The 14,503-nt window shown below is 72.4% G+C and carries 12 protein-coding genes; 4 read left to right on the forward strand and 8 right to left on the reverse strand.

The features are described 5' to 3' along the window. Nucleotides 1-339 precede the first annotated feature (339 nt). Nucleotides 340-915: a dCTP deaminase gene (gene dcd / locus OHS59_RS23875; protein WP_328495443.1), complete on the forward strand. Its 576-nt coding sequence runs from the start codon at nucleotides 340-342 to the stop codon at nucleotides 913-915. A gap of 8 nt (nucleotides 916-923) precedes the next feature. Continuing rightward, nucleotides 924-1,421 (forward strand): phosphoribosyltransferase, encoded by a 498-nt coding sequence (locus tag OHS59_RS23880; protein ID WP_328499327.1) that lies wholly within the window; start codon nucleotides 924-926, stop codon nucleotides 1,419-1,421. Nucleotides 1,422-1,439: 18 nt separating this feature from the next. Here OHS59_RS23880 and OHS59_RS23885 read toward each other — a convergent pair whose 3' ends face one another. Further along, nucleotides 1,440-2,312 carry an AraC family transcriptional regulator gene (locus OHS59_RS23885; protein ID WP_328495444.1) on the reverse strand — a complete coding sequence of 291 codons (873 nt, stop codon included), beginning with the start codon at nucleotides 2,310-2,312 and terminating at the stop codon, nucleotides 1,440-1,442. A gap of 217 nt (nucleotides 2,313-2,529) precedes the next feature. Between OHS59_RS23885 and OHS59_RS23890 the strand changes: the two genes are divergently transcribed. Both OHS59_RS23890 and OHS59_RS23895 read left to right on the forward strand, forming a co-directional pair. Continuing rightward, entirely contained in the window at nucleotides 2,530-3,504 is a 975-nt protein-coding gene (locus tag OHS59_RS23890) for a hypothetical protein (RefSeq protein ID WP_328495445.1), read from the forward strand. 16 nt (nucleotides 3,505-3,520) lie between these two features. Next, nucleotides 3,521-4,282 (forward strand): hypothetical protein, encoded by a 762-nt coding sequence (locus OHS59_RS23895; protein WP_328495446.1) that lies wholly within the window; start codon nucleotides 3,521-3,523, stop codon nucleotides 4,280-4,282. A 38-nt stretch (nucleotides 4,283-4,320) separates the two neighbouring features. Here the strand turns inward: OHS59_RS23895 and OHS59_RS23900 are convergent, their stop codons facing one another. The 7 genes from OHS59_RS23900 to OHS59_RS23930 all read right to left on the reverse strand — a co-directional run bounded on the left by OHS59_RS23900 (nucleotide 4,321) and on the right by OHS59_RS23930 (nucleotide 14,419). Then, complete coding sequence (locus OHS59_RS23900; RefSeq protein WP_328495447.1) at nucleotides 4,321-5,457, reverse strand: sulfite oxidase; 1,137 nt, start codon at nucleotides 5,455-5,457, stop codon at nucleotides 4,321-4,323. A gap of 139 nt (nucleotides 5,458-5,596) precedes the next feature. Continuing rightward, nucleotides 5,597-6,535 (reverse strand): YIP1 family protein, encoded by a 939-nt coding sequence (locus OHS59_RS23905; protein WP_328495448.1) that lies wholly within the window; start codon nucleotides 6,533-6,535, stop codon nucleotides 5,597-5,599. Nucleotides 6,536-6,675: 140 nt separating this feature from the next. After that, nucleotides 6,676-8,133, reverse strand: a complete 1,458-nt coding sequence (locus OHS59_RS23910; RefSeq protein ID WP_328495449.1) for an FG-GAP and VCBS repeat-containing protein — start codon at nucleotides 8,131-8,133, stop codon at nucleotides 6,676-6,678. Nucleotides 8,134-8,440: 307 nt separating this feature from the next. Next, nucleotides 8,441-9,892: an FG-GAP and VCBS repeat-containing protein gene (locus OHS59_RS23915; RefSeq protein ID WP_328495450.1), complete on the reverse strand. Its 1,452-nt coding sequence runs from the start codon at nucleotides 9,890-9,892 to the stop codon at nucleotides 8,441-8,443. A 186-nt stretch (nucleotides 9,893-10,078) separates the two neighbouring features. Continuing rightward, nucleotides 10,079-11,482, reverse strand: a complete 1,404-nt coding sequence (locus OHS59_RS23920; protein ID WP_328495451.1) for an FG-GAP-like repeat-containing protein — start codon at nucleotides 11,480-11,482, stop codon at nucleotides 10,079-10,081. Between the two features lie 151 nt (nucleotides 11,483-11,633). Next, entirely contained in the window at nucleotides 11,634-13,112 is a 1,479-nt protein-coding gene (locus OHS59_RS23925; protein ID WP_328495452.1) for an FG-GAP and VCBS repeat-containing protein, read from the reverse strand. Further along, nucleotides 13,112-14,419 carry an FG-GAP repeat domain-containing protein gene (locus OHS59_RS23930; RefSeq protein WP_328499328.1) on the reverse strand — a complete coding sequence of 436 codons (1,308 nt, stop codon included), beginning with the start codon at nucleotides 14,417-14,419 and terminating at the stop codon, nucleotides 13,112-13,114. Before OHS59_RS23930 ends, OHS59_RS23925 begins: the two co-directional genes overlap by 1 nt. Between the last annotated feature and the right edge of the window lie 84 nt (nucleotides 14,420-14,503).

The following is a 14,503-nucleotide window of genomic DNA, read 5'->3' on the forward strand; positions in this document are numbered from 1 at the left end:
CGCAGCACCGTCGTCCGTTGTGCCGAGGGGCACATTTTCAGCACCGCATCGCTTCCGATGCAGCAGGCCGCTCGGCTCGGTCCCGGCCGGCTGATCCGTTGCCCCCGTTGCGCGCGGCTCCGCAGCGTCGTACCGGTGGAGTTGGAGAAGCGCTGACCGTCATCTGATCGGGATGCGCCGCACCACCGTCACCACTGTCACCACCTGTACCGAACGGCACCGATTACGCAGCAGACGGCCGGCCGGCCGGACAGTCGGCAGCCAGTAGTCCAGAGGCCCGCGGGCCCGCCACGATGACCGGATTGTGGCGGGCCCGCGGGCTCTGCGTATCCTCGGGGCGTGCTTCTCTCTGACAAGGACATCCGGGCCGAGATCGACGCCGGGCGTGTGCGGATCGACCCCTACGACGAATCCATGGTGCAGCCCTCAAGCATCGATGTGCGGCTCGACCGCTACTTCCGGGTGTTCGAGAACCACCGCTACCCCCACATCGACCCCTCCGTCGAGCAGGCGGATCTGACGCGGCTCGTCGAGCCCGAGGGTGACGAGCCGTTCATCCTGCACCCGGGGGAGTTCGTCCTCGCCAGTACGTACGAGGTCATCAGCCTGCCCGACGACCTCGCGTCCCGGCTTGAGGGCAAGAGTTCGCTCGGGCGGCTCGGGCTGGTCACCCACTCCACCGCCGGGTTCATCGACCCCGGGTTCTCCGGGCACGTGACCCTTGAGCTGTCCAACCTCGCGACCCTCCCCATCAAGCTCTGGCCGGGGATGAAGATCGGGCAGCTGTGCATGTTCCAGCTCAGCTCGCCGGCCGAGTTCCCGTACGGCAGCGACCGGTACGGGTCCCGCTACCAGGGGCAGCGCGGCCCGACCGCCTCCCGTTCCTTCCTCAACTTCCACCGGACCCAGGTGTGAGCGAGAGAGTGAGTGACGTGCGGGAGAACCTCAGTTACGAAGGCTTCGGGGTCGCGGTTCGTGAGCTTGCCCAGACCATCGCCGACGACGGGTACGAGCCCGACATCGTGCTCAGCATCGCCCGCGGTGGCGTCTTCGTGGCCGGCGGGCTCGCGTACGCCCTCGACTGCAAGAACATCCACCTCGTGAACGTCGAGTTCTACACGGGCGTCGGGACCACCCTCGACATGCCGGTCATGCTCGCGCCCGTCCCCGACACCATCGACTTCTCCGACAAGAAGGTGCTGATCACGGACGACGTGGCCGACACCGGCAAGACGCTGAAGCTCGTGCACGACTTCTGCGTCGACGCCGTCGCCGAGGTCCGCTCCGCCGTCATCTACGAGAAGTCCCAGTCCCTGGTGAAGTGCGAGTACGTGTGGAAGCGCACCGATGAGTGGATCAACTTCCCGTGGAGCGTCGAGAAGCCCGTCGTGAAGCGGGCCGGGCAAGTGCTGGACGCCTAGAAGCCCGACGCCGGTCGGTCAGGACGCCGTTCGTTCCACCGGTATCCACAGTTCCGCGTCCGCCTGTGCGGCGTCCGGGGTCAGGTGGGTGCGGAGGATCTCCGGGCCCGGCCTGCTCCGGTACGGGTTGGACGGGAACCACTGGGTGAACACGTCCCGCCACATGTGCTGGAGTGCCAGGGGGAACGGGCCCGAGCTTTCGAAGACCGCCCAGGTGCCTGGTGGGACCGGGAGGATGTCGAGGTCCTCCGGGGGTGTGGTCCCGGCTCCGGTCACCACCCCGTGGTAGTAGTCGAGTTGGGTTCCCTCCGCTCGGCTCGGGTCCAGGTTGTCGCTCACCCCCACGATTCCCGCCGGGTCCTGGTCGGACAGGGCGGTGATGCGCCGCAGCGTCTCCGGGGCGAGGCCCCGGATGAACCGCGCGATCTCCGGGTTCATGCCCTCGTGGACGAGCGGGACCCTGATCCGCTTGCCCACCACCTGGAATTTCTCCTTGTTCACGATGCGGTATCGCATGCTGCTGCTCCCTTCGACGGTCAGGCGGAAGGACAGCCGGGGCTGGGAGGTCAGGGCGGCTCCGGTCTGCCTGGCCTCGCCCGGGCCCACGCCGTGCATCGCACGGAACGCCCGCGCGAAGGCCTCCCCCGAGCCGTAGCCGTGACCCACCGCGATCTCCAGCAGCGTCCGCTCTCCGGCGAGTACCTCGGCGCCCGCGACCGTGAGTCGCCTGCGCCGGATGTACTCGGACAGCGGGAACCCCGCCAGCGCGGAGAACAGCCGGCGGAAGTGGTACTCCGACGTCACCGCGATCCGCGCCAGTTCGGCCACCTCGATCGGCTGATCGAGACGTGACTCGATGTGCTCCAGGGCCTCGTTCAGTCGCTCCAGCAACTCGGCCTCCTTCCTTTGCGTCCTTCACGTTAGGAACGTCGTGCCCTGCCCGACCCGACATTCCGTGCACGGTTCGGTCGGGTGGGCGTCGACCGCCGGGACCTTTATAGAAACGCTTGCGTTTCGCTTCGGGCTTCCGTAGTTTGGGTGTACGAAACCGTTTCGTATCGATCGGTCGCGGTCGCAGGTCGAAGGCTGAGAATTGGGAGGGGCTGTGATGACGGACTTCCTCGCCTCCCCGGTGTTCCTCGCCGTCGGCCTCTCCCTTGTCTCCGCTGTCTGTTACGCCACCGCCGCCGTCGTCCAGGAGCGGACCGCCGCCGGCACCACGAGTCTGCGTTCCACGCTCGCCCGCGGGGCCTGGTGGGGATCCGTCGCCCTCAACGGCGGCGGTGCGCTGCTGCACGTGGTGGCTCTGCGGTACGGGCCGCTGACCCTCGTGCAGCCGCTCGGCGCGCTGAGTCTGGTGGTGGCGGTGCCGCTCGGGTCGCTGGTCACCCGCCGCCGGACCTCCGGAACCCAGTGGCGCGGGACCGCCTTCACCCTCGTCGGGTTGACCGCGCTGCTCACCGCCACCGCGGCGGGCGGCGCGCCCGTCCACACCCTGGGGACGGGCGAGGTCGTTCTTGTCGCGCTCGCAGCCGCCGTCGTCGTCGCGGCGCTCGTCGGCTTCGGCTCGGGCCGTCGCTCCGTCACCCCGGGCGGCGGTCTGGCCTTCGCGGCGGCCTCGGGCATCGCCTCCGGGGCCGGTTCCACGCTGGCGCAGAAGCTCGCCGTCGGGCCCGCGCCGACCTGGAGCGTCGCGGCGGTGGCGGTGCTGACCGTGGGCTTCGCCACAGCGGGGGTGCTGCTCTCCCAGAAGGCGTACCGCAGCGGCCTCGGCGGGCCCCTCGCCATGCTCACCCTGGTCAATCCCGTCGCCGCGTCCGCCATCGGCGTCACCCTGCTCGGCGAGGGCGTCCGGTACGGCGGGTTCGGCGGGCTCGGCGGCCTCCTGGCCCTCGCCGGTGCCGCCGCCTCCGTACAGGGCGTGATCCTGCTCAGCCGGCCTGCCGTGGCCGTCGAACGGCACCGCGCACCCCGCACCATCTCGACCGACCGCAGCACTCTCGCTGACATCGGCAATCTGACCGATCTCAACAAGCTCACCAGTATCAACGACCTCACCGGCATGAGCCGGGCCACCCTCTGAAATGGAGAACACGACCATGACCACGACCATGACCTCCACCATGACCTCCACCATGACCATGTCCAGGCCCTTGCCCGCGGCCGTCACCGCTCTTCAGATTCCTGTACGGGCCACCGTGCGCGCCGCCGGACTCGTCGACGTGCCTGCCGTGGTGCGGCTGATCACGCAGGGTTCCGCCGGGCACTCGGAGCAGGCCCAGCGCGCCATGCGGCTGGTGCTGGCCCATCACGCCCTGGAGCAGGGCCAGGTGTGGGTGGCCGAGCGGGACGACGACGGCACCCTGCTGGCGGCCGCCATCTGGCTGCCGCCCGGAACCGGTACCGATCCCACCGGCCCGCACCTCAAGAGCGTGCTCTCCCGCGAACTCGACACCGGTCGATCCTTCACCGGTCGATTCGAAACCGGTCCATTCGGCACCGGTCGGTCCTTCACCGACCGTTCCGCCGGACTCACCGACTGCCTGCCGCAGCACCCGGTCCTGTCGACGGTGCTGGACGCGGCCGGGCCCGGTCGGCCGAGCCCGTCCTGGACGCTGGTCGCCGTCGGCGCTCCGGACGACACGGAGGCCTGGGACCGTGCGGTGGTCGCCGACCTGCTGGCCCCGGGGCTGCGTGCCGTCGACGACGACGGCGCCACCGCCGTCGCGCTCACGCTGTCCGCCCGGCACGGGGACCAGTTGCGGCCCTTCGGGTTCCGCGGGCCGCGCGAGGTGCGCGTCGCACCGGGCGCGAGCGTGTGGCTCACGACCCGGCACGCGCTGGGCGAGGCCGCCGCCTGACTACGCCTGCCTGTAGGCCTACAGGCCCGACCACAGGCCTACAGGCAGGCCACCGGGATCCGCTGGACCTCGTTGTTGGCGAACCCGCCGCGGTTCCACGGCTGGGTGAGGGGCTGGGCCGTGCCCTCGGCGTCCGTGGCGCGGGCCGTCAGGACGTGCCGTCCCGGCGTCGCCGTCCAGGGCGTGTGCCAGTGGCGCCAGGACCACGGACCGCCGTCCGGCGGGGCGAGTTCGGCGCTCTGCCACGTCGCGCCGTCGTCCGTGCTGACCTCGACCTTCGTGACCGGGGCGCGCCCCGACCAGGCCCGCCCCTCCAACCGCACGGGACCGGGGCGTACGACCCGGGTGCGGGACATGAAGTCCGGGAAGCCGGGCGGGATCATCAGCGCGCGCGGGGCGATACGGGTGACCGGGTCCCCGGGCTCGTCGGCGGACCGGCGGAAGCGGTACGCCACCGCCTGCTGGAAGCCGATGAAGGGGGTGTCGGTGAGTTCGATGTCGGTCAGCCACTTCACATGGGCCATGCCGTACCAGCCGGGGACGACCAGCCGGACCGGATACCCGTGCTGCGGCGGGAGCGGGGCGCCGTTCATCTCGTACGCCACCAGGACCTCGGGGTCGGCGGCGGTCGCGTCCGCGAGGGACAGGCTGCGTTGGTAGTCCTGCTCCACGCCGCGTTCCACACCGTGGTCGGCTCCCGTGAAGACCGCCTCGACGGCGTCCGGCTCCACTCCCGCCTCGGCGAGCAGCGTCCGCAGGGGTACGCCCGTCCAGTCCGCCGTGCCGACCGCCTCGACCAGCCAGGGCTGGCTCACGGGGCGTGGGGTGAGCCGGGCCCGGCCGTTGCCCGCGCACTCCATGGTCACGCGGTGGGTGACCGACGGGAGGGCGCGCAGGGCGGCCAGGTCCAGGGTCAGGGGCGTACGGACGCGGCCGTGGAGCCTGAGGGTCCAGGTGTCGGCGTCGGCGGCCGGGATGTCGTAGTGGACGAGGATGTAGTGCAGTCCGGGCGGGGTCACGTCGTAGCGCAGGGCTTCCAGCGGGAGGCCGTGGTTGCGGGCCGCGAGGACGAGTTCCTCGTGGCTGATCCCCTCGTCGGGGGCGGCCACGCGGCCGGGTGCGCTGACCGGAGCGGCGGCGGCATCGGTGGCGGCGGTGGCATCGGTGACATCCATGGCCCCCATGGTGCTCCCGTCGGCCGGTCCCGGCACCTGTCTGTTTCCGTGGGGCCGGAGCCGGAGCCGGGGCCCTGAACGGCTTGGAGGCCGGACCGCGAGCGGCCGGCCTCCAGTACGCGGGATGTGTGCGGGGCTTCTAGAACGTGCCCAGCTTGATGATCGACAGCAGTGCGATCAGCTGGATCGCGGACGCTCCCAGGGCCTTGGGCCACGGCAGGTCGTGCGACTTGCCGACCATCAGCGTGAACAGCGCGCCGGCCGCCACCCAGGTCGCCCAGCCGAGGATCCGCACGAACGGCGCGTCGCCGCTCGCGAACATCGCGACCACCAGGCGCGGCGCGTCGGTGAGCGACATGATCAGCATGGAGAGGCCGACCGTGGGCTGCCAGGCGCCGTCGCCGCCGAGCTGGCGGGCGAGGGTGTGGGTGACCACGCCCAGGATGAACGCGCTGAGCACGATCGCGACCGCCGTCACCAGGACGATGGGGACCGCGTTGGCGAGGGTGGCGTTTATGGCGTCCGCGCGGGCGCCGTCGAAGCCGAAGACGGCCAGCAGGCCGTAGAGGAACGTCACGATGAGGGCGGGGCCCCACATCGTGTAGTCGCGCATCTGCAGGAAGGTCTGGTTCGGGCGCATGACGACGCCGCTCAGCAGTTCCTTCCAGTGCAGGCGGGGGCCGACGGGCGGCGCGGCGGTGCTGCCCGCACGGTAGGTGTCGCCCTGGCTGTACGGGTCCTCGCCGACGGAGAACGCCGTCGTGTGGCCCGGCTGGTTGGCCGCGTACGGGTCATGGCCCTGCGGCTGGTGGCCCTGCGGGTGGCGACCCTGCGGGTGGTGGCCCGGGTCGCCGAAGTACTCCGGCTCACCGTGTCCGTTCCCCTGGGGCCACTGCTGCGGGCCGTTTCCGCCGCCGCCGTACTGGGGCTGCTGAGAGTTGGTCCCGGGCGCGGGGGGATAGCCGTACGACGGGCCGCCCTGTGGGGCCTGCTGTCCGTACGGCTGCTGCCGCTGTTGTTGCGGAGGCGCCTGCTGCGTGCGGTTGTCCCGGCCGCGTCCGATCCTGAATCCAGCCACGAATCGAACGTACCTGGTCCCGCAGAGTCACGTGCCGGGCCCGAGGGCTCGGGCCCGGCTTTGCGGCCGACCTGTGACATCCCCTAGGGGCTCTCCATGGGTTCGCCAAGGGTTCGTCACGGGGTCCGCCACCAATTTCGTCAGAGGCTGCTCAGGGTTTTGCCGTAGGTGAGGGCGCTCGTCGGGGCGGGCAGGGCCAGCCGGGCCGGGGTGAGGGCGTAGGAGCCGTCGACGCTCGCGTGCGGGAACACCCACAGGCCACCGGAGTTGACGTTCTCACCGGGGGAGCCGACCGTCAGGTCCGGTGTGCCGTCGTGATCGTGGTCGCCGGTCGCGACGGCGGCGCCGAAGGCGTCACCGGCCTCCGCGGCGCCCGGCACACGCGGGGTGTTCTGGTTGTACGCGACCGCGACGCTCTCGCCGAACTCGTCGACCAGGCCGTTCTTCGTGCCGAACAGTACGGTGGCCGCGCCCGCGCCGGCCTTGGTGCCGATCGCCTCGCCGGGGGCGCCCGCGACCAGGTCGTCGCGGCCGTCGCCGTTGAAGTCGGCGACGGCGAGGGCCGCCCCGAAGCGGTCCTCGGCCTCGGCGACACCCGGCACGCCGACCGTGTCCTGGTTGAGGGTCTGCTTGCGGTGGCCGAAGGAGCCGTCGGAGCCGGTGCCGTAGTGGATGTGCAGGCCGCCGCCCTTCGCGTACTCCTCCGGGCCGCACGGGTCGTCGATGTTCTCGTCGGCGATCTCGCGGCACTCGCCGAGGACCAGGTCGTCGTGGCCGTCGCCGTCGAAGTCGCCCGAGGCGAGCGCGGAGACACCGGAGTTGTCGGTGTTCCACACGTTGGCCAGGGCCTCCTCGGCCTTCTCCCACGCCCAGATCCGTACGTGGGACTGGGTGAACGGGTCGTTCGTCCAGTACCCCACCGCCAGGTCCGCCGCGCCGTCGCCGGTGAAGTCACCGGTGGTCAGGATCGGGGCCCGGCCGCCCATGGGGGCGCTCACGACAGTGGCGGCGAGACCGTCGGCGGTGCGCAGGACCACCTTGTCCTTGCCGCCGACCACGATGTCCCTGCTGCCGTCGCCGGTCAGGTCGGCCGCGGCGACCGACAGCCCGTACGCGGCCGAGGCGGCGGGGCCGGTGGTGACGTTGGAGCCGTGGCTCGGACCGCCCTTCGCGCCGCCCACCACGACGACCACGCCGGCGTCCGTGCCACGCCCGGTGATGTCCTCGCCGGGGGCGCCGGCGAGCAGTTCCGCGATGCCGTCGCCGTTGAGGTCCTCCAGGGCCACGGAGGCGCCGAAGCGGTCGCCCGCCTCCGGGGTGCCGGGCACCTCGGTGGTGGCCTGGGTGACGCGGATGCTGCCGTGGGCGCCCACGCCCTTCTTGCCGCCCCACACGACGTTGACGTACCCGGCTCTCGCCTTGCCGTTGACGGCGCCGTCCGGCACGCCGACGGCCAGGTCCGGGTAGCCGTCGCCGTTGAAGTCGCTGGTCGAGGGCGAGGGCCGGGGTACGGCTGCGGCCGTGGGGGCGAGGGTCATGGCCGAGGTCGCCGCCGCGGCGACGGTGGCGGCGAGGGCGGCGTACGTCCGTATGCGCACGGGGGCTCCAGGGGCTGAGGGTGGCTGGCCTCAAACGGGTGGCCGGATCAGGTGGTTCTGGTCGGTTCACCTGTGTGACACCTGGAGTAGGGGTGGGGTTGTGCGGGGGGCGGTGGTGATCTGCGGGCCGGTGGGGGCCGGTCACGCCCACGCGGCGGAGCCGCACATGTCACGGCCCCGCGCCCCTTGCGGGGCCGGTGCGCGCCGAGTTCGCACCGGAGCGTCCTGCTCCTCCGTGCGCGCGACGACCCCGGCGCCGTGGTGGAGGCCACGGTGCCGGGGTCGTCGCGCTCGTCCGCCGAGCGGGTCAGTCGGCGAAGTTGGCGCCCAGGACCGGGGTGCCGGTGGCGGAGATGCCGACCGTGGACGTGTAGATGCCGGCCGCGGCGGACAGGGAGCCGTCCGTGCCCGAACGCAGGGCGTACACCGCGCCGTTGTTGCCGTTCTCGCCCGAGGTCCCGATGATCACGTCGCCCCGGCCGTCACCGTCCAGGTCGTCCACGTGCACGTCGGACCCGAACCGGTCCGCCGCCTCGTTGGAGTTCGGCACGCCCGCGGTGTCCTGGTCGAGGAACTTCGCACCCGCGCCGGTGATGCCGGAACCGTCCGCGGCGCCGTACAGGACGGTCGCCGCGCCGGTGTCCACGACGCCCGCGAGGTCCTCGCCGGGCGAACTGACGACCAGGTCGAGGTGGCCGTCGCCGTTGACGTCCCCGAGGTCCAGCTCGGAGCCGAACTGGTCGCCGGTCTCGCCGCCGCCCGGGACGCCCGAGGTGTCCTGGTCGATGCTCTGCACATCGCCGCCGGCCGGACCGGAGGCGGAGCCGTGGCCGATCAGCGCGGCGCCGCCGAGCTGCGCGCCGGCGATGCCGTCGTCCCAGGCGAGCCCGAACACGATGTCGTCGTAGCCGTCCGCGTCCGTGTCGCCGACGTCCGTGATGATGCCCGCGGGCAGCTTCTGGTAGTCGGCGGACCTGACGCCGTCCGCCGAGCCCGGGTACCAGAAGTTGGCGTTGTAGCCGTCCTCGGTGTCGATCTCGTAGCCGTTGACGATCAGGTCCTCGACCCCGTCGCCGTTGGCGTCACCCGACTGCAGGAAACGGATGCCCCAGCCGTCACCGCTCTGCACGGCGGCCGAGAGGGTGTAGTGGCCGCCGGTCGCGCCGGCCCGGGTGAAGCCGCCCCGGAGGACGTCGACGGTCGCGGCCGTGTACGTGCCGAGGGCCAGGTCGTCCTTGCCGTCGCCGTCGAAGTCGGCGGCCTCCAGCACGCTGCCGAACCAGTCGTGCGAGGAGGCGCGGGGGTCCGCGACCGTCGTGCCGCCCTGGAGGCCCGCCGCGGAGCCCCACAGGATGGCGACGGTGCCGCCGTCGACGTCGCTGCCGACGTCCTCGCCCTGGGCGCCGACCGCCACGTCGTCGTAGCCGTCGCCGTCGAAGTCGCCGTACGCCGTGTCGGTGCCGAACCAGTCGTCCTTCTCCGCCGTACCGGGGACGCCCGGGCTCTCCTGGGTGATGGTGGCGTGCTCGCCACCGCCGTACAGGATCGTGAGGGCTCCGGCGGCGGCCTGGCCGTTCACGTACGCGCCGGTGGCGGAGACGGCGGCGTCCGCGAGCCCGTCGCCGTTGAAGTCGGCGTCCGCGGCGGTCACGGCGGCGGTGTCCGCGGCCGTGGCGGCGGTCGCCGCGAAGGTGAGGAGCCCACCCGTCAGGGCGGCGGCGGTCGCCGTCGCGAGGGTGAGTCGCAGGTGCTTGTGCATGCGGGATTCTCCTGCGGCAGGCAGGGGCGCCGGTGGGCGCCCGCAGTCAATGGGGTGCGTTCCGCCCGTGTCGGCCAGGAATTCACCTGGACTCCACGGGCAGTTGGCGATCACAAGACCCACAGCAACTGCGCATAGTTGTACGTGAGTTCGAGTTTCTTTCGGGGGCGGCCCTCAGGGGCGCGGCTACCGGAGAACGTCCCCGAACCGCAGCCCCGCTCCCCCCAGACCGAAGTCCGCTCCGTTGAACGACGTGACCGAAGACGTCGTGAGGCCGCCGGAGGCGCCCCGCAGCACCCACACGGCCCCGGCGTCCGCCGAGGACCCGATGTCCTCCCCGGACGCCCCGACGCCCAGGTCGGCCCGTCCGTCGCGATTGAAGTCCTTCAGGGAGACGGAGGACCCGAACCGGTCCGACGTCTCGGCGGCCCCCGGCACCCCCGCCGTGGCCTGGTGCCAGGACGCCCCGCCGTCGTCGAGTTCCCCCGACGCGCCCTTCAGGACGACCACGTTCCCGGTCCCGGCGACCGTGCCGACGGTCTCGCCCGGCACGCCGACCGCGACCTCCAGGTACCCGTCACCGGTCACGTCCCCGACGGCGACCGACGCGCCGAAGCGGTCACCCTCCTCGGGGGTGCCCGGCACGCCCGCGCTGCCCTGGTCGTACGTACGCCGCGGGTAGTCGTCCACGTCCGGACCGCGCACGCTGCCGGGCCACAAGTAGACCTCGCCGGCGTTGATCGAGTCGGGGGCGCCGACGACCAGGTCCTCGTAACCGTTCTTGTTGATGTCCGCGACGGCGACCGCGGCCTCGTCCACGGAGCCTGCCACCGAGCTCTGCAGCAGGTGCTGGTAGGAGCGGCCGATGTCGCCGGGGCCGCCCTTGACGTAACCGGCGTAGCCCTTGCCCGTGGCGCCCTTGCCGAACACCACGTAGTCGCTGCCCGAGGTGCCGGAGAAGTGGCCGCCCCGGACGCCGTCCAGGGTCACTCCGGCGGGCAGGAAGTCGACCTCCGGGGCGAAGGCCGTACCGGAGGGCACCCCGTCCGCGTACCACCAGAAGCGGTTGGCGGAGACGACCACGAGGTTTCCGGTGCCGTCGCCGTCGAGGTCCCGGAACGAGGCGCCCTCGCCGAAGCGCACGTCCTGCGCGGAGGGCGCGTTGAGCACCATGGCGCCGGTCGTGAAGCCGCCCGGGCCGCCCCACACGATGGACACCGAGCCGTCGGCCCTGTCGGTCACCTTCTCGCCGGGCGAGCCGACGAGAAGGTCCGCGAAGCCGTCCCCGTTCACGTCCCCGCTGGTCACGTTCTCGCCGAACTCGTCCTCGGGCTCCGTCACGCCGGGCACGCCCGCGGTGTTCTGGGTGACGGTCACGGAGCGGGACGGGGAGACACCCGAGGCGGATCCGAAGGCCACCGTCACGGCGTTCGCCCTCGGCGTCCCGACGGCCAGGTCGCGGTAGCCGTCGCCGTTGAAGTCGTCCGACAGCGTGGAGGCCGCCGCCGCGGGGCCTGCCAGGGGCAGCGTCAGCCCCGACACCGCGAGTGCGGCCACGGAGGCCGCGAGGGCCAGTTTCTTTGCGTGCACGGAGCACTCCCGAGTACGTGGATACGGAGATCGGACAGGGAGATCCTGTCTGTGACTCAGGGCTGTGGGCCGTGCGTCATGTCTGTGACTCGTGGGGCGTACGAAGGGTTGTGTGCCGGTGACCTCCGGGTGAACCGCCCTACGGCCCGGCTCACTTCAGGCGCAGCGGTACGCCCAGGTCGTCCGGTGTGAAGAGCTGGACCTGCTTCGCGTCGAAGCCGCCGTCCGTGCCCCACAGGACCAGGAAGGCGCCCTTGCGCTTCTCGTAGAGCGGGCCGAAGACGACGGCGTCGGCATGGCCGTCGCCGTTCACGTCGAGCAGCGGCGGCTGGTGGCCGAAGGCGTTCCAGTAGTGCGGGTTCGGGGTGCCGGGCAGGCCGTCGGTCGCGGCGTCGACGGTCTGCTCGCCGGCCGCGGACGGTACGCCCCCGGGGCCGCCGGGCAGCAGCGTGACCTTGCCGTCGTGGCGCCGGAAGTCCGGGGTGTTGACGACGACGTCCGGCTTCCCGTCGCCGTTCACGTCGCCGACGGCGGGCGAACTGCCGTAGTCGATACGCCGCTCGGCGCCGCCCTCGCCCTCGATCACGGACTTCTCGCGCCCGCCGCCCAGGCCCGACCGGTCGCCGTACAGGATGGTGAGCGCGCCGCCCTCGGCGGGCATGTCCGCCGGGGCGACCTCCAGTTGGGTGGGCAGGAGCAGGTCGTCGATACCGTCGCCGTCCGCGTCGCCGGTGGCCGGGGTGCGGGGGCCGTCGAAGGTGCCCACGGCCTCGCCGATGGCGGGCTCGCGCGCGGGGTCGCGGACGAGTCCGTCCCGGCCGCCCTCGTAGTAGCCGACCATGTGCAGGCCTTCGGGCGCGCTCTCGTCCTCCTCCGCGTCGAAGTCGTACGTGAACACCACCTCCGCCCTCCCGTCGGCGTCGAAGTCGCCGGTGGTGGCCGAGGAGGGCGCGGCGTACCCCTGCTGGTCCAGGTCCAGCGGGGTTTGACGCCTCGAGGTGCCCTTGCGGTCGAAGGGGCCGTGGAGGAGCAGCCCGTCGGGGCCCGGACCGGCCTCGTGGGCGTACCCCTTGCCGCCTTGGCCGCCGTCGAGCAGGTCGGTCGAGCCGTCGCCGTCGAAGTCGGCGGCGGCGAGCGGCCGGAAGCCCTGGGGCAGGGCGAGTTCGGTGGCGGGGCCCAGGCCGCGGGCGCCGCCGAAGAAGGCGAGGGTGCCCAGCCGGGTGTCGCCCCTGCCGCGGCCGACGACCAGGTCGGTGAAGCCGTCGCCGTCGAGGTCGGTGCGCAGCGCGGAGGTGAAGTACGCGGACTTCGTGCCGGGCGAGGTCTGTTCCGCGGTGGCCGGGACGAGGCCGTCGCGGGAGCCGTAGACCACGGTCAGGCTCTCCTCGGCCCGGGACCCGTCCTTGGACCGCGAGGTGACGACGGTCGCGAAGTCGTCGTAGCCGTCGCCGTTGAAGTCACCGGGGCGGGGGTGGTCGGAGGCCTTGCCGGCGCCGGGCCTCGTGTGGGTGGCGGCGGCGGGCCGGTCGGGGGAGCCACCGCATCCCGCGAGCAGGCAGCTGCCGCCGATGACGAGCAGTGCGACGGCTGCCACCGGGAGGGGCGGGCGGCCCCCGCGAGGGCGGCGCATCAGCTCTCCGCGCCGAGGAACTCCGAGGTGGAGAAGGTGAGTCCGGGCTTCCGCGCGATCAGGTCCTTCTTCGTGCCCGGGTACACGGCGATCGTGTCCTCGGTGTCGCCGCGGTAGGTGCGTACCACCAGGTCCGCGCGCTCGTCGCCGTCGAGGTCGGCCACCGTCAGGACCCTGGTGGTTCCCCCGGCGGGCGGCTGCACGGTCACCATGCCGGTCGTGGACAGTCCGCCCGCGCGGCCCTTGAGGATCCTCAACTGCGAACCGCTGGAGACGAGTTCGCTCACCCCGTCGCCGTCGAAGTCCCCGGAGTCCAGGACCGTGCCGGCGACGGCGAGTTCACCGCGCTGGGTGCCCGGGACCTCGTACCGCAGGGCCGTGCCGCGCAGGGTGCCGATCGCCGCGTCCAGTCCCTTGCCCTTGCCGAAGCGGCCGAAGGCGACGTCGATGCCCTTCGGGAGGGCGATCGCGGTACCGGCGGGTCCGGTCGGTCCGCCCGGGACGAGGGAGGAGGCGGAGGTGCCGGACCCCTCGGCCGTCCGCACGAGCAGGTCGTCGTAGCCGTCGCCGTCGACGTCCACGGCGGGCGCGACCGGGGCGTTGCCGGGCGAGGCGAGCGGCGCGCCGGCCGCCTTCGGGGCTCCCTTGCGGGTGAAGGGGCCGCGCAGATAGCTGAGGCGCCCGTCGGAGGCGTGCACGACGAGGTCGTCGGCCTTGTCGCCGTTGAAGTCGCCGCACACCGGCTGGTCGGGCCAGTCGTTGCCGAAACGTGCCTGCGCGGGGATCGCCAGCTTCACCGCCTTGCCGGACAGGCCCCGGGCCGAACCGAAGAGGATCTGCAGCGGGACCGGCGGCTGCCCCTGTCCGTCGTACGGCGGGTCGGTCGAGACGACGAGGTCGGTGAAACCGTCCTTGTCCAGGTCGCAGCTCGCCTCGGCGTCGAAGACGGCGGGCAGTCGGCCCTTGGTGGTGGCCGCGTGCTGCGCGGGGCTCAGCAGCTGCCGCGCGCCGGGGACGAGTCCGCGGGCGGACCCGTACACGATCCCGATGCCGGCGTCGTCCCCGTGCGTGTCCCGCTTCACGAGATCGTTGAGTACGAGGTCGCGGTGCCCGTCGCCGTTGAAGTCGCTGTCGGTCCTGCCGCCCTTGCCCAGCGGTACGGGGATCCGGGCGGGCGCCTTGGCGACCGTGAGGGGCTCGCGGCCGGCGGCGTCGGTCCCGCCCCCGCCGTCCGGCCCGCCGCAGCCCGCGAGCAGCAGGGCGCAGCCCGCCACGGCTCCCGCTGCACGTATCCCGCTCTTCCCCATGGTCACGTCAACCCCGACCGCATCGTGAGACAACAACCTGCACATGATGCGGTCGGGAGTGGTCGAAAGTCATCAGGGATGGCT

Origin of the sequence: Streptomyces sp. NBC_00414 (genome assembly GCF_036038375.1) — a bacterium.
Taxonomy (GTDB): Bacteria; Actinomycetota; Actinomycetes; order Streptomycetales; family Streptomycetaceae; genus Streptomyces.

Excerpts from the sequence above, each read along its gene's own strand:
- OHS59_RS23890 (WP_328495445.1), top strand. The coding sequence starts at position 2,530 with ATGACGGACTTCCTCGCCTCCCCGGTGTTCCTCGCCGTCGGCCTCTCC.
- OHS59_RS23895 (WP_328495446.1), top strand. The coding sequence starts at position 3,521 with ATGACCACGACCATGACCTCCACCATGACCTCCACCATGACCATGTCC.
- OHS59_RS23900 (WP_328495447.1), bottom strand. The coding sequence starts at position 5,457 with ATGGATGTCACCGATGCCACCGCCGCCACCGATGCCGCCGCCGCTCCG.
- OHS59_RS23915 (WP_328495450.1), bottom strand. The coding sequence starts at position 9,892 with ATGCACAAGCACCTGCGACTCACCCTCGCGACGGCGACCGCCGCCGCC.
- OHS59_RS23925 (WP_328495452.1), bottom strand. The coding sequence starts at position 13,112 with ATGCGCCGCCCTCGCGGGGGCCGCCCGCCCCTCCCGGTGGCAGCCGTC.
- OHS59_RS23930 (WP_328499328.1), bottom strand. The coding sequence starts at position 14,419 with ATGGGGAAGAGCGGGATACGTGCAGCGGGAGCCGTGGCGGGCTGCGCC.